The 16,003-nt window shown below is 38.1% G+C and carries 12 protein-coding genes; 6 read left to right on the plus strand and 6 right to left on the minus strand.

Annotated elements, in window-relative coordinates; all coding sequences use genetic code 11:
* Positions 1 to 7: 7 nt before the first annotated feature.
* The 6 genes from fdxH (at position 8) to ACNARN_RS15495 (ending at position 7,752) form a co-directional block, all read left to right on the plus strand.
* Positions 8 to 946, plus strand: coding sequence for a formate dehydrogenase subunit beta (gene fdxH / locus ACNARN_RS15470; RefSeq protein WP_023583348.1), 939 nt, complete (start codon positions 8 to 10; stop codon positions 944 to 946).
* Positions 943 to 1,599 carry a formate dehydrogenase cytochrome b556 subunit gene (gene fdoI, locus ACNARN_RS15475; RefSeq protein WP_109373343.1) on the plus strand — a complete coding sequence of 219 codons (657 nt, stop codon included), beginning with the start codon at positions 943 to 945 and terminating at the stop codon, positions 1,597 to 1,599. The genes fdxH and fdoI overlap by 4 nt, the downstream gene beginning before the upstream one ends.
* 206 nt (positions 1,600 to 1,805) lie before the next feature.
* Complete coding sequence (gene fdhE / locus ACNARN_RS15480) at positions 1,806 to 2,726, plus strand: formate dehydrogenase accessory protein FdhE (RefSeq protein ID WP_109373342.1); 921 nt, start codon at positions 1,806 to 1,808, stop codon at positions 2,724 to 2,726.
* Between the two features lie 15 nt (positions 2,727 to 2,741).
* Positions 2,742 to 4,127: an L-seryl-tRNA(Sec) selenium transferase gene (gene selA / locus ACNARN_RS15485; RefSeq protein ID WP_198620281.1), complete on the plus strand. Its 1,386-nt coding sequence runs from the start codon at positions 2,742 to 2,744 to the stop codon at positions 4,125 to 4,127.
* Between the two features lie 2 nt (positions 4,128 to 4,129).
* The gene (gene selB, locus ACNARN_RS15490) at positions 4,130 to 5,992 is read left to right on the plus strand and encodes a selenocysteine-specific translation elongation factor (RefSeq protein ID WP_416304652.1); all 1,863 of its coding nucleotides are present in this window, start codon (positions 4,130 to 4,132) and stop codon (positions 5,990 to 5,992) included.
* Positions 5,993 to 6,102: 110 nt separating this feature from the next.
* The gene (locus tag ACNARN_RS15495) at positions 6,103 to 7,752 is read left to right on the plus strand and encodes an LTA synthase family protein (RefSeq protein ID WP_416304653.1); all 1,650 of its coding nucleotides are present in this window, start codon (positions 6,103 to 6,105) and stop codon (positions 7,750 to 7,752) included.
* A gap of 119 nt (positions 7,753 to 7,871) precedes the next feature.
* Here ACNARN_RS15495 and ACNARN_RS15500 read toward each other — a convergent pair whose 3' ends face one another.
* The 6 genes from ACNARN_RS15500 to ACNARN_RS15525 form a co-directional block, all read right to left on the minus strand.
* The gene (locus ACNARN_RS15500) at positions 7,872 to 8,300 is read right to left on the minus strand and encodes a TOBE domain-containing protein (RefSeq protein WP_196533626.1); all 429 of its coding nucleotides are present in this window, start codon (positions 8,298 to 8,300) and stop codon (positions 7,872 to 7,874) included.
* Positions 8,301 to 8,609: 309 nt separating this feature from the next.
* Positions 8,610 to 9,635, minus strand: coding sequence for a glycosyl hydrolase family 8 (locus ACNARN_RS15505; RefSeq protein ID WP_196533624.1), 1,026 nt, complete (start codon positions 9,633 to 9,635; stop codon positions 8,610 to 8,612).
* Positions 9,636 to 9,708: 73 nt separating this feature from the next.
* The gene (gene galU / locus ACNARN_RS15510) at positions 9,709 to 10,668 is read right to left on the minus strand and encodes a UTP--glucose-1-phosphate uridylyltransferase GalU (RefSeq protein ID WP_232797629.1); all 960 of its coding nucleotides are present in this window, start codon (positions 10,666 to 10,668) and stop codon (positions 9,709 to 9,711) included.
* A gap of 183 nt (positions 10,669 to 10,851) precedes the next feature.
* The gene (locus ACNARN_RS15515) at positions 10,852 to 11,763 is read right to left on the minus strand and encodes a diguanylate cyclase domain-containing protein (RefSeq protein WP_416304654.1); all 912 of its coding nucleotides are present in this window, start codon (positions 11,761 to 11,763) and stop codon (positions 10,852 to 10,854) included.
* Positions 11,764 to 11,802: 39 nt separating this feature from the next.
* A complete protein-coding gene (bcsD, locus tag ACNARN_RS15520; protein WP_109373335.1) occupies positions 11,803 to 12,273 on the minus strand; it encodes a cellulose biosynthesis protein BcsD in 471 nt (156 codons plus the stop codon).
* 15 nt (positions 12,274 to 12,288) lie between these two features.
* Positions 12,289 to 15,990, minus strand: a complete 3,702-nt coding sequence (locus tag ACNARN_RS15525) for a cellulose biosynthesis protein BcsC (protein WP_198632481.1) — start codon at positions 15,988 to 15,990, stop codon at positions 12,289 to 12,291.
* Positions 15,991 to 16,003: the final 13 nt, after the last annotated feature.

Consider the following 16,003-nt stretch of genomic DNA (forward strand, 5'->3'; position numbering starts at 1 on the left):
ATAAATTATGTCACTGCAATCCCAAGACATTATTCGTCGCTCTGCCACCAATTCCCTTACTCCCGCGCCACAGGTGCGGGATTACAAGGAAGAAGTGGCAAAACTTATCGACGTAACAACCTGTATTGGCTGTAAAGCCTGTCAGGTTGCTTGTTCTGAATGGAACGATATTCGCGATAAAATTGGCACTAACGTTGGTGTTTACGATAACCCAACTGACCTAACGGCGAAATCATGGACAGTGATGCGCTTCTCTGAAGTTGAAGAGAACGGCAAACTGGAATGGTTGATTCGTAAAGACGGTTGTATGCACTGTGCTGATCCGGGCTGTTTAAAAGCATGCCCAGCAGAAGGTGCTATCATTCAATACGCTAATGGTATTGTTGATTTCCAATCAGAACACTGCATTGGTTGTGGTTATTGTATCGCTGGTTGTCCTTTCAATGTGCCTCGCATTAATGAAGAAGATAACCGTGCTTACAAATGTACGTTATGTGTTGACCGTGTAGAAGTCGGTCAAGAGCCTGCATGTGTGAAAACTTGCCCAACAGGCGCGATTCATTTTGGTTCGAAAGAAGCCATGATCAATCTTGCAGGTGAGCGAGTTGCAGAACTGCAAACTCGTGGTTACGACAACGCGGGTCTTTACGATCCACAAGGCGTGGGTGGTACGCACGTCATGTATGTTCTCCATCATGCTGACAAACCAAATCTGTATCATGGTTTACCAGAAAACCCAGAAATTAGCTCAACCGTTAAATTCTGGAAAGGTATCTGGAAACCATTAGCCGCAGTTGGTTTTGCCGCAACCTTCGCGGGTGCTATTTTCCATTATTTAGGTGTCGGTCCAAACCGCACAACTGAAGAAGATGAAGAAGAAGCGCTCAAAGAGATGGAAGCATCTTCTAAAACACAGACCTCTGTGAATAAGGAGGAGCAGAAATGATGAAGAAGAAAGGTGATAAAATTCTTCGCCATACCGCATCAGAGCGTATAAACCACTGGGTCGTTGTGATTGTCTTTCTGTTCACAGCAATCAGCGGATTGGGTTTCTTCTTCCCATCTCTGAACTGGTTCATGAATATTTTAGGTACACCAGAACTGTCGCGTCTGTTACACCCATTTGTGGGTAGTGCAATGGCCATTCTCTTTCTCTTTATGTTCTTCAGATACTTGAAGTATAACTTTATTGATAAAGATGACTTAGTCTGGGCTAAAAATATTCATAAAGTACTGCAAAATGAAGAAGCTGGCGATATTGGTCACTACAACCTTGGTCAGAAAGGTATTTACTGGATGTTAAGTATCAGCCTTATCTTACTGACTGTCAGTGGCATTATCATTTGGCGCCCTTATTTTGCAGAATATTTCTCGATCCCAGTGATTCGAATCGCCTTATTAGTTCACTCATTATCAGCAATCTTACTGATAATCACCGTATTTGTTCATGCTTATGCGGCGTTCTGGGTGAAAGGTTCAATTCGTAGCATGATTGAAGGCTGGGTAACTCGTGGTTGGGCTAAAAAGCATCACCCTCGTTGGTATCGTGAAATTCTCGAAGAAGAGAAAAAAGAAGCCGAAAAGCAGTCACAGAAATAATGCCCTAAAGTGTATTTCTGAACAAACGGAGGCTTGTTAGCCTCCGTTTTTTATTCAATTTACGCCCGTTTTTAAGACGTAAAAAACAATAAAATCACGCTATTATTACCCACTGTCATGGCTTCGTGTTTGCATTTGATTTATTCTGAAGCCAAATCCTGTGGGTATTCACTATAAAATTTATGATAATAGGAAGATAGAACGTTATGAGTATTCGCATCGTTCCTAAAGAGCAATTAGGTAAAGAGCAATCAGAAAAAGGAATTAGTTTTATTCCACCCGTATTATTCCCTAATCTGAAAAACCTTTATCAACGTCGTGCTGAACGTTTTCAAACACTAGCAAAAGATAATCCTTTCGCAGATTACCTTGAATTTGCGGCAGAAATTGTCAAGGCTCAAGAAAAAGCACTTCATGACAATCCATTAGTCGTCGATCTTGCCCCACTCCTTACACAGCAAGTCGGTGTAGCGCCTTTAGATAGAAAAACATTCAAACGCAGTAAACATTGGCATGCTTTATTAGCCTCGATTATTGCTGAATTACGTCCAGTTGTGCCTGAAAGTGCTACTATCACTTTAGAAAATCTCTCTAAAGCTTCTGAAACTGAATTAGAAGAAATGGCAACTGCGTTACTCAATGATGAATATTCAAAAGTCTCAGCAGATAAGTCTGTCTTTATTTGGGCAGCCTTGTCTCTTTACTGGGCACAATTAGCGGCGAATATTCCTGGTAAGGCTAAAACAGAATACGGTGAAAATCGTCAATTCTGCCCAGTTTGTAACAGTATGCCTGTGGCAAGCATGGTACAAATCGGCACAACACAAGGTTTACGCTATTTACACTGTAATTTATGTGAAACGCAGTGGCATGTTGTACGCATTAAATGCACCAACTGCGAATTAACAGGTAAATTAAATTACTGGTCTTTAGACAGCGAAAATGCGCCTGTAAAAGCAGAAAGCTGTGGTGATTGTGGAAGCTATCTGAAAATTTTATATCAAGAAAAAGATGCCAATGTGGATGCTATCGCTGACGATTTAGCGTCTATTGTTCTTGATGCAAAAATGGAAGAAGAAGGCTTTGCTCGTAGTAGCATTAATCCATTCCTGTTCCCAAATGAATAATAATTAGGTATTAGCATGACAAATGATATGCGCTCACTTTACAGCCAACTACCGTCTATTGATAAGTTACTGCACCAAGCCGACATTCAAGCCCTAGTGGCTTCTTATGGTCAGACATTTATTGCAGAGCATTTACGAAAGTTACAAGAAGAAGCGCGTATCATTATTCGTCAAGAAAATGAGTTACCACAATGGCATAACCATTGGGTGGATGAATTAAAAAATCGCATTACATTACAACGAAAATCCTCGATTAAACCTGTTTTCAATTTAACAGGTACCGTTTTACACACTAATCTAGGGCGTGCATTAATGGCAGAATCCGCCATTGAAGCAGTTAGCCAAGTTATGCGCTCACCAGCAACCTTAGAGTATTCTCTTGATGGCGCATCAAGAGGACACCGTGATCGTGCTATCGCTGATTTGTTATGTGAGTTAACGGGGGCAGAAGATGCCTGTATCGTTAATAACAACGCTGCTGCCGTTTTACTGATGCTCGCAACTGTTGCACCCAATAAAGAGGTTGTTGTTTCTCGTGGTGAATTAGTTGAGATTGGCGGTGCTTTTCGTATCCCTGATGTGATGACACAAGCAGGCTGTACACTCAAAGAAGTGGGAACAACAAACCGTACTCACCTTAAAGATTATCGTAACGCCATTAATGAGAATACTGGTTTGCTAATGAAAGTTCATACTAGCAACTATTGTATTCAAGGCTTTACCGCCGAAGTGCATGGCGATGAACTTGCCGCACTTGGTAAAGAAATGAACTTACCGACTGCTATCGATTTAGGCAGTGGCTCAATGACTAATTTAGCCGCATTAGGCTTACCTTCAGAGCCAATGCCTCAAGATTATCTACAACAAGGTATCGACCTTGTTACCTTCTCGGGTGATAAATTATTAGGTGGCCCACAAGCGGGGATAATCTTAGGTAAAAAAGTATGGATTGAGGCTATTCAACGCCATCCTTTAAAGCGTGCATTACGCGTTGATAAAATGACATTAGCTGCTTTAGGCGCCACATTACGCCTTTATCAGCAACCTGAAAAAATGGCTGTTGAAATTCCAACATTACGTTTGTTAACTCGGACACAAACAGAAATTAATGACATGGCGCAACGGTTATTGCCTCATTTTCAGGCATATTATGGGGATAATTACCATATCACGATATCCTCATGTGCTTCTCAAATAGGCAGTGGTTCGTTACCTATTGAAAGCTTACCGAGTGCAGCACTTACCTTTGAAGCCAAAAATGGAAAAGGTAGCCAGTTAGATGCGTTAGCCGCGCATTGGCGTAATTTAGAAAAGCCGATTATTGGTCGAATTACTGATGGTCGCCTGTGGCTTGATCTGCGCTGTCTTGAGGATGAAAATGCATTAATACAGGCACTTTAACTATGATTTTTGCGACGGCAGGTCACGTAGACCACGGAAAAACCACACTTATACAGGCAATTACTGGGGTAGATACTACCCATTTACCTGAAGAGAAAAAACGAGGCATGACCATTGATTTAGGTTATGCCTATTGGCGTCAAGACGATGGAACTTCAATTGGTTTTGTGGATGTTCCCGGTCATGAGAAATTCCTTTCAAATATGCTTGCTGGCGTTGGAGGGATCTCTCATGCGCTATTAATTGTGGCTTGTGACGATGGCGTTATGGCACAAACCATCGAACATATTTCTATTTTACGTCTTGCTGGCTGTCCTCAAGTTACCGTTATTCTCACCAAAGCAGATCGTGTTACCCCAGAACGAATAGAAGAAGTTCGCTCACAAACAACCGAGATGTTAGCTAATTTAGGTTGGTACGATCCTCAAATTTTTACCACCTCAGCCCCATCAGGGGAGGGAATTTCAGAGCTTCGCCACTATCTTGTTGATCTGCATCAGCAAGAACAACAACACCCTCAATGGCATAAGCGTTTTCGTTTAGCAATAGACCGTGTGTTTAGCATTAAAGGCGCGGGATTAGTTGTCACAGGAACTGCGCTTGCGGGACAAATTTCTGTTGGCGATACCTTTTGGCTAACGGGTGCAGATAAACCAGTAAGAATAAGAGCCTTACATGCACAAAATCAGCCCGTAGAACGTGCGGGTGCAGGTCATCGTATTGCAATAAACATCACAGGTGATGTCAGTAAAGAAAACGTCTCTCGTGGTGACTGGTTGCTTTCTCAAGCGCCTAATTATCAATCTTATAAAATATTAGTCAGTTTAATTGTGGATGAACCTTTAAAGCATTGGCAGCCTGTACATATTCACCACGGTACACGTCATATTACGGGTCGTGTTGCTCTTTTAAATGATGCTAATGAAACACCACAGTTAGCGGAGCTTATTCTAGATGAACCCCTTTGGCTGGTGGATAACGACAGACTTATCTTGCGTGATATCAGTGCTCAACGCACCTTAGCCGCAGCGAAAGTCTTATCTTTACACTCGCCACGTAGAGGCAAACGACAAGCTGAATTCCTAACTTGGTTACACCAACTTGATAATGCAGACAGCGTCAGTGCCAATTTAGCGTTATGTTTACCAAAAGGTGAACTCTCTCTAAGTCAGTTTTCTTGGGCTCAACAATTAACTGAAAGTGCGCTGACTCAGTTATTAGAAACCTTTGACCTAGTGAGCGTTGCTGGCGTTATTCTTTCCAAAGAGAATGCTGATAACGCAAAACAGAAATTACTCGATACACTTGAGGAATATCATCAACAACATAATGATCAAATGGGTGTGGGTCGTTCTCGTTTAAAACGGATGGCACTACCTACTTACCATGATGAATTGGTCTATTACTTAATTGATCAGTTACGTAAAGAAGGTGCTATTAGCCAAAGTCGGGGTTGGCTTCATCTTCCAACTCATGGTCTTGCTTTTTCTCCAGAACAAGATGCGCTATGGCAAAATGCTAAAGTCTATTTTGAGCAATCTGAACCTTGGTGGGTACGTGATCTAGCAAATGAAATGAAAAGTGATGAGAAAGTGATCCGCTCATTATTACGTAAAGCAGCACAATTAGGTTTAATTATTCCAATTATTGCTGACCGCTACTATACACACCAATCAATAGAAAAATTTGCCTCTATCATTGTGAAATATAATGAAAGTAATGGCAGTGTCACCGCCGCGGACTTCCGTGATGAGTTATCTGTTGGGCGTAAATTAGCAGTACAAATCTTAGAGTATTTTGACCGCACTGGATTTACTCGCCGCAAAAAAGATCTTCATATTTTACGAGACAAAGGATTATTCTAAATCCAAATGTTAACTTAGGCTAAGTAAAATTATTTAGCCTATTTAAGGTTATCGCCTACAATATTTGTAAAATATCCCCTTGATTATTTATCGCTATACTCGGAAGAGATATGAAAAAAATATTAGGATGTGCTTATCTTGCACTTATTCTTATTGCCTCACTCTTTATTGTTTTTGAGAAAGCAACGTTTGTTTATACTGCACTTCTTTCCGTAGGTGCTTATTTTATTCTTTTTTCTCTTTGTTTTCTTTTATCAGCTCGTGTCTTATTTTCGGTTATTACCACCGGCACACTTTTCCTGATAACTAAGTTTATTAATCAACTCAAAGTTCATTATTACAAAGAAACATTAATGTTCTCTGATTTTGATTTGGCTTTTGATAGCTCTAATTTAGGGACATTAGGCCATTATTGGGAAGCCGGCGTTGCATTGGTTGCAATGCTAATATGGCTGATTATCAATATGTCTATTGCGTGGCATTTTTCCAAAAAATCACGCCCAGTCTTGCGTATAAGTAGCTTACTCTTAATGGTTATTGGGTTTACTACTATCCATTTCACCGTAGAAAAATGGCAAGCTGAATGGGAAGGCACACTTCCAGGAGGACGAGGTACTGTCACTAATTTAATCATGTCTGGTTACCAAACGGCTTATCACCCTCCTTATTTCAAGGAAAATGCAGATTATTTCCTTGAACAAGCGAATAAAACCTTATTGCCAGAAACGCAAACTGACATAAAACCTGATATTGTCGTTTTATTACAAGAGTCGACGGTTAATCCTCATATTTATCAATTTGATACAGATGTTGCACTGCCTGATTTATTTATGTTTCAAAAAGATGAAAATGTCAGTGCACAAAGCCCTTTACGTGTACAAACCTTTGGTGGTGGTACTTGGCTTTCTGAATTTTCAGTATTAACAGGGTTAAATACGGATGACTTTGGTGCGCGTAAAAACTCTGTATTCTATTTTGTTGTCGATAATCTTAATGAGAGTTTATTCCGCCAACTCAAAGCAGAAGGTTATTACACGGTTTTACTCACTCCGTTTAATCGTAGTGCTTACCATGCAGGTTACGCTTATGAAAAAATGGGAATTGATGAAATCATTCAACCTCAAGAGCTTGGCTACCCTGGAATATTAGAAGAAAATCTCTGGAAAATATCGACGGTAGATATGCTAGGTTACGTTGAAGAGGTATTGAAAAAACGTACTGACAAGCCACTGTTTATATTCTCATTAACCATGTATGAACATGGTCCTTATGATGAATCACACAGAGATATGTACCAAATTACAGGTCATACAGAAAGCAGTAATGCACCGGGTAAATTTAGCCACTATATGGAAAAGATCATCACCAGTGATCCAGCAATTAAAGATTTCTCTAATTTTGTTACACAAAGAGAAAAACCGACGATGTTCCTCTATTTTGGTGATCACCAACCCAATATTGAGCTAAAAAATTATCAATCACCTTTTAATAACCCTGCGTATATTACTCAGTTCACCTTAAGAGATAATCTATCGCAAGGTGCGCCAATAACAACGGGTGAGTTAACTGATATTAGCTTCTTAGGTGGCATGATCTTAGAGCGTGCTCGTTTGCCATTATCCCCTTTCTACAAAGCAAACATTCAAATGCGCCATTTATGTGAAGGCAAATTAAATGACTGTGAAGACGAGAAATTAGTTAACAGTTATAAAAATTATATCTACGACAAACTAAAAGTCGCTGGTGATACTGATAAATAATTTTAGTAACCTTGCATAAAAGGTGATCGGGATTATAAATCTAAAAAGATAAGTAATATCAAAAAGAAAGAGGCTAAATATTTAGCCTCTTTTTATATTTTAAGAGAATAGCGTCTCGATTATTTGCGTGTTGCTACAATCACACTGGATGCTTTCACTAACGCTAAAACATCACTGCCTTTTGCCAATTTCATCTCTTGTAAGCTTTCATTGGTGATAACCGCAGTCAGTTCTAAACCTTTCGCCGTTTCTAAATGAACAGTTGAGTTCACTGCACCCTGTACGATTTGAGTCACTTTTCCTGCAAATTGGTTACGTGCAGAGAAATTTAAACCGCAATCAGGCAGTGCTAATACAACCCACGGCGCTTTAATAATCGCAATAGCTTCGCCATCTTTTTTAATATTTAAGCTTTCACAACTTTCTTTGGTGATGATTGTAGCCAGTTTCTCACCGTGTGCTAAAGATAAAATCACTTCACTATTGACGGCACCATCAATAATATCAACAACTTTACCGACTAACTGATTGCGTGCTGAAACTTTCATTTATCCACCTCTATTGTTGATGAAAAATTATATTAATAACATTATCAAGTTATTGGGATAACTTTAGCATAAATATCATTAAATAAATTATTCTTAGATCATAGATTAAAGTTTATTTATTATTTAAATAACATAACGTTATAAACAAATAGAGATAGCGAATTACAATTAACTTATTAAAGTCGAATAAGTATAAATAATTTAGAAATTTATTTTTTTAGCACTATCGATATAAAAAATAGATAACTTAATGCCTCTCTGTATTAAAAGGAATTTAAGCTATCTATCATTCAATTTAACTAAATATACTTATTGCCCATTCTGAGCAAATGCCGCTAATAAGTGTAAAGCCGAAGAGTAATAATCTGTATCTTTACTTAAATCGACATCTTCAATAGGTGTTTTCATTGTTAAATCTCTCACTGCCATCATACCAGGAGTAAGGTTATATTCAGCGCGCTCTTGAGCATCAATACTTACCCAAGCAGGCGTCTTATAACGATCAAATTGCTGCCAATACTGCACAAAAGGTTGTAACGCTAATTCATCGTGTGCCCAAGCCAAATAAAGCGGAATACGTATTGCATCAAAGCTAAATCGTGCAGGCCATTTTTCACTAGGCTCTATCTTTCCATCTGGAAACAAACTTACCCAATCTGTTGGTAATTGATATTCACCAAACCGCATATTTCTAAGTAAAGACTGGCTATCATTAATTAACTCTTTCCAACGAACATCTTTGCTCGTGCGGTAAAAATCTTTCCATGCAGGGAAAATAAAATAGGATGGGTTAATAATAATTTCTTCTGGCGTTTTGAAGCCATTAATACCGGGTAAAAGTACAGTATAATTTTTTGTCTTAACTAAAGTATGTTCCAAAATAGCGTGTTGAATAGAATCAGAAGCTGAAAGATAACTTTCATCATTCCATTTCTCACCAGCTTTTAATAATGCCCACGCAATTAAGATATCACCATCTGTTGCATTATTAGGATCAGGAGTATGTTCACTATTTTCGGGTTCATAACGCCATTTAAATAAGCCTAAATCGCCACGATAAAGAGAAGCAGCTGTCCAGTGCCATAACTTATTAAATGTTTCATGATCATCACTCATCACAGCCATTAACATGCCATAGCCTTGACCTTCAGAGTGTGAAATATTTTTGTTAGCGCTGTCTATAACTCGCCCATCATCCTGAATATAGCGCTCTTTAAACTGTTGCCATCCTACTTGAGTATCTGCTGCCTGTATTGAGGGAGAAACCATAAGCAACAAACCTAAAAAAAAGGTAGAAAATAGATAATGACAACGAGATAAGTGCCAAAAAGACATTGCCTTTCTCTCCTGCTATTGCCGACCACCATCTTATCTCGGTCGGCATATTGCACATTATTTCAATATAAACTCAAAAGATAGCAACTATCTTTTGTGCTTCACTTACTTCATCTTCTTCTATGACTTCTGTTCTGGGTAACAATGTTTTTTCACAAAAGTCCCGCATCCAAGAAGAAAATTCTTCTTTTAACACAGAATTATGGAGGCCATACTCAACAAAGGCTTTCATATATCCTAGCTTATTACCACAGTCATGTGATTTACCCACTAAGGTATATGCTTCAGCGACTTCTTTTTTCAATAATAAATCAATCGCATCTGTTAATTGAATTTCACCACCAACACCAGCAGGTAGACCATCTAATAATTCCCAGATAGCTTCAGAGAAAACATAACGTCCAACAACAGAAAGGTTAGAAGGTGCATCTTCAGGATTTGGTTTTTCCACAATACGACGAATAGGCGCCCAATTACCTTGAGGGCAGAAAACACCTTCACAATCTACAACACCATATTGTTGCACTTGGCTCATTGGCACAGGTTCAACCATAATTTGGCTACGTTCTGTTTTTTCAAAACGTTTTATCATTGCTGATAAATTATCATGTTGAGGATCGCAATAATGTGAATTTAATAAAACATCAGGCAGTAAAACAATAAATGGATTATTGCCAATAACTGGGCGTGCACAACAAATTGCATGACCTAAACCTAAAGCATGGCCTTGGCGAATTTGGACAATCTTGACATTGTTAGGACAAATTGAACGTACTTCTTCTAATAATTTATTTTTAATACGCTGTTCCAGCATATTTTCTAATTCAAAACTGGTATCAAAGTGATCTGCAATTGAATTTTTAGAAGAGTGAGTAACTAAAATAATTTCCTCAACACCTGCCTGAGCACACTCTTCAACAATATATTGAATTAAAGGGCGATCAACAATAGGCAGCATTTCTTTAGGAATTGATTTCGTTGCAGGTAACATACGAGTACCTAATCCAGCAACAGGGATAACCGCTTTCATCATAATAAAATCCTCTAATAGATATTTATCTAAAACTAATATTTAGTATTATTTTAAATTTACTCTTATATTTCATCAGGAATGCTAGATATATTTAAAAAACAGTTACCCCCCTCTTCGTTAAAAAGAGATAACGTTACTTTTAATATATCTTTACTAAAAAAATTTCTATTTAAAACCTTTTATTTAAAATCCGGAATAAAACCCATATTTATTACCACCCATTTCTTTTATAGAATAAAGTGTTTCATCTGCAGATTTTAATAATTCAGATAATATTTTTCCATCTTTAGGATATTCAGCAATACCTAAACTAATTGAAGGAGTTAACATAAAATCCGAATTAATATTGATGGGCTTTTCCATTGATTTCCAAAGTGATTCTATTATTTCTAGCAAAATCACAGAACAAGAACGTAATCCTTTAGGGAAAAGCACAGCAAACTTATCGCCACCAAGTCGCCCACAATAGACTTCATTATTTTCTAATTGTGACAACCGTTTAGATATTTCACACAATACCTTATCGCCTGCATGATGCCCGAATTGATCATTAATAGATTTGAATTTATCGCAATCTATAATACCAAGGCAAAATGAAGAAGGCTGTAAAACATTTAATCGTTCATTTTCAATTTTTTCGACAATACTTAGTCGATTAGATATTCCAGTTAATGAATCAATATAGCTTTTATTAAATAATTCATTTCTTAGCTCTACCTTATCAGTAATATCCAAGCTAATAAATACATAATGAGAAATTAAATCACTTTCATCAAATACAGGAATAATACTAATATCTTCCCATATATCTTGTTGAGTATCGTTATTTCTTTTGGCTTCTAATCGATATACTCCTTTATTATCATTATTACCATTTACACAACAATTGATTTGATTCTCGTCAATTAAGTTAAATAAGCTATATTTTTTACCTTTTATATTTTCAAAGTGAACATTATTGAATTCACAATATTTTTCATTTGCATAAATAATAATGCCATTAATATCTGTTACTAACATCATGAAAACATTATTAGTAAATTGCTTTATTAATAAGCATTTAGAATTATCATCATTAAATATCATTTCATTCATTTTTGACCTCCTATGCTCATCAATAAAGCATATATATTATTATTCGGCTGATGAGTTATGCGCATAGCGGAAAATAAAGACATCTTTTGCATCAGTAGGTTGGCGATGCACTTGCATTTTGGCATTACCACCTTGATTCGTTAACCAACCTTCATATAACCCTTCTAAAACACCCGCACTTGCAACACGCCACTGAGCATCATCTTGACTTTGCGTAAAATGAGGCCATGCACAATGAACCAGTAAAAGTTCGCTCATTGCAGGAGATATAGTGACAAACCCCCATTTAAATAGTGTTAATACGCGATTAATATGTGATTCAAGTAATTGAATATTTTCGCTTTCAGGTAAAGGATAACGTAAGGCAATATCTTTACCTATATTCCTTAATTTATTTCCAGCAGTAGAAATATCATTGTCATTTAAAATTTGAAAAAATAATAATTGAGTTAGATCTTGCCAGCCACTTTCAAAAGGTAATTGTAAGATATCACTGTCATGCTTATTCATTATTTGTCTCCTTAATTATTTAGACAGGAAGTCTGGGGTATATTTTAAGTGTAACCACATATTATCTTCAGCATAATCACCCGATGTATCATGCGATAAGCTGACACCTAACTCGGTTTCTTTGTTTAAATAATATTTCGCGTCTAAACCTAATCTATAAGTAATATTCGTTTCGTCTTGTTCTTCGTACTGAGATTTAATACGAGGATCGCTCGCATTCTGTTTATTTAATGCATTTTGCATATAACCATGCGTTGGGAAATAATCACTGCCTTTTTGTTTGTAACTTTGTATCCCTATAGCACCATTTAATGAGACTTCACCTTTTTCAAAACGACGGGTATAAGCAACAGGTAATGAAACAGACACATAATCTTGTGGACTAAAGTAACCACCGTGTCCTAATGAGAAGTAGTTTTGGTTATTTCTGAAGTTCATATAATCAACATGCACACCTGCTTTTACTTCTTGTTGATCATCTTTATAGAACTTAGCATAAGAGCCAATCCACGCTTTCACTTCATCATTACTCGCAACACTTTTACCTTCGTAGTTATAGAAACCACCACCAGCATAAGCCCCAATTTTTCCATCATCCCAAGCATATTGAACTTTAGCGCCGTTACGTGTTACACGGCCCCAACTTTCGCCTGTCATTGGATCAGTACGCCCCATATAAGAAAGTAGACTATCTTTTATGGCTCTGCGCTCTGCTGTCAGTGTTAATTGCCCATTTTGGCTAATTTGAGGTGAATATGTGATACCACCGACAACCGTTGCCGTATCTTTACCTAATGGTGTTGAGCCCACATCAAAACTGACATCCTTGTCCGATAAACGCAGTCCTAATTCAACACCAGAAGCACGTTGACTACCGGCTTCATCGGCATTAATTTTGTTTTTCTCATCATGGTTATCGCTATTTTTAGCAAAGCGTTCAGCATGTTGAAGCTGACCAGAACCAAAGCGGTTAGCTCTTTCGCCTGAAACCGAACCACTTGTCATCGAAACAGGGTTAACACTAAATTCCCAACGGAACTCTTCTCCAGGCACACTCGAAATACTGATTGGCGCTGAAATTTCAGTGATGTTAGATAACCCTTTATCACCATTACGATGACGAACAGAAACACCACCTTGTACCCAAGGTGAAACTTTTTCTTCAAGTTCACGAATAGAACGTTGAACCGATGCCATCTCTTTACGTTCATAGATAGAACCCGCAATAACAGGATTATCACTTCCTCCTAATGCGTTTAATTGACCCGCAGAGGTTTTTAATGTGCTATCACTGTTTTGCCATTGCGCACTACGCAGTAACGTTAATGCTTTGCGATTCTCACCATTTAATTGCGCAATTTGCGCAGCTTGTAATAAATAAGCGGGTTGTGAAGATGAAGGAATTTGCTGCAATAATTGTTGTGCTTTTCTTCCATCTTTTTGTGCTAATGCCACTTCGATTTGAGCTTGAATTAATTTGCTATCTTTTCCTTGCTCTTTTTCTAAATAAGAAAGAATTTTGTTTGATTGTTCAGGCATTGATTGCGCTAAATAAACACGACTTAATGCCATTAATAAATAGGGATCATTCGGTGATGTTTTTAAAGCAACCACTAACGTGTCGTAAGCTGCTTTAATTTCGCCTTTTTCACGTAGGCTATCTGCTTGCGCAACTTTAGTGGCAACTTCTAAACGTTTCTTCTCAACAATCGGTGTTTCTTGTTGTAAAGCAGGATCATTAATCAAGCTAGATGCCTGTGTATAATGACCTAACTCATTGAGAACGTTGATATGACCAGCGTAGTTACCTACTGAACCTTTAGTGCCTTTTGCAATATCACTTTCAACCAATTTCAACGCTTCATCATTTAATCCACTATTAACTAATTTTTCAGCCAATTCACCCACATCATTTGGATAATCAGCCACTTGATTAATTAATGGACGTAAAATATTACGCATTGCAACAAGGTTTCCTGCCTGACGATAATGGTCAGCTTGCGCAAGTTGACGATGAAAACGAGCACGCTGTAATAACTCTTTTTCAGCTTCAGTTTGTTGATTATGGCTACTTAGTAAGTTAAAAACTTTATCCCACTCTTTTTGCTCAACATAAAACAGCGATGCCACATAATCAGAATCTCTTGTTCTACGGTTTTGTAGCTGTGAGATAATATTTTTTGCGCCAGCACTGTCACCATCAGCGGCCATTAAGCGCGCTAAATCGAGGTAAACCCAGTTATTTTGCGGGTTTTTACGCTGAGCTTGTAAAAGCAATTGTCTTGCTTGAACACGATTACCATTTTCTAACGCTTTTTGCGCGTCACGGCGTAATTTCTCAGAAGGATCTGTATTTGCAGTAAGTTTTTGACGCAAAGAGGCTGATTGTTGAGCCAATAATTGTTCTGCTTTTGTATTCTGCCCTTCCTGAACTAATAAATAGTAATAAGCAGAAATCACTTTCTCATTATGGCTATTTTGCTGATAAAGCCCTGACAGCAATTGGTGAGCCGCGGGTAAATTACCTTGCTTACGTAATAAGTCAGCTTGTAATAAGTTGGCAGACAACCCTTTTTCACCTGAAGCACCCGCTAATGGGGCTAATTGATCGAGAGCTTGTTGAATATTCCCTTGTTTAGCGCGTTGTTGTGCACTGCGTAATTGCGCATAAAAACCCGCATCTTCCGCTTGTTGTTTCCATTTGCTGCCTTGTTCTCCACCTGATTGTGCAGCTTGGTTTAATAAACGCTGACCTGTGGTTAAATCACCTGAGCGTAATGCGATATAACCTAACCCCGCTAAGGCTTGCGCATCATTGTTATCTGCCGCTAAAGCTTGTTTGAAATAACCTTCGGCTTCTTTCAATTTACCTTTATTTAATGCGGTATAACCTGCTTGGCGTGCATTACCTTGAATAGCACCTTGGAAATGCTCTGCAACAGCTTTATCGTTCGGGTTTGCTTGCAAATAAGTCTTATATAACACTTCATCATCAGGACGAACATTCAGCCATAACAGTGCTTGACGCATACCTTTTTTGGCTGATTCATCACCCGAGATATTACCTAAAATAGTTATACCTTCACGGCGAGTCTCTTCGTTATAAGTTAGCGTTAATCCTAATGCTTTTTGCGTTTCTTTATTATCAGGCATTAATGCAGCACGTTGCTTTAATCCCGTAATAGCTTGAGGCAACATTGCGGGTACACCCGCCATGGTTTGATAATATTCTAACGCTAGTGTTTCAGGTGGCTCACTACTAACAAATAAACGTTGATACGCTTTTATTGCTTCTTCATGTTGCCCTTTTTTCGCTAACTCTCTGGCATATCCTAATTGTTGTTCACTAAATTGTGATGATCGGATATTTTTTAATCCTTCAATTCGTGGATCTTGCGGTGCAATTTGCGCAAGTTTTTCTCGCCAATATGTTGCTTGTTTTTCATTACCTTGTTGCGCAGTAAAGAATGCCATTAAATACAGCGCGTCCTGATTATTGCTTTCCATAATCAGTACTTTTTGCAGTGCTTCTACTGCACGTTCATCGTGTGCTCTACCGTGCCAATAATTAGCTTGCTCAATAAGAGAACTGACAATATTTGGATCAGTTGCTGTTGTATTTGCCTCAACTGCGGTTGCTTGTACTTGGCTTGATGCCCCTAGAATACAACCTGCATAGATGACTTTAACGATGATATTAAGTGCGTGATTTTTCATCTTATATCCCCCC

It is taken from the genome of Proteus sp. TSJ240517 (assembly GCF_047921575.1).
Classification (GTDB): domain Bacteria; phylum Pseudomonadota; class Gammaproteobacteria; order Enterobacterales; family Enterobacteriaceae; genus Proteus.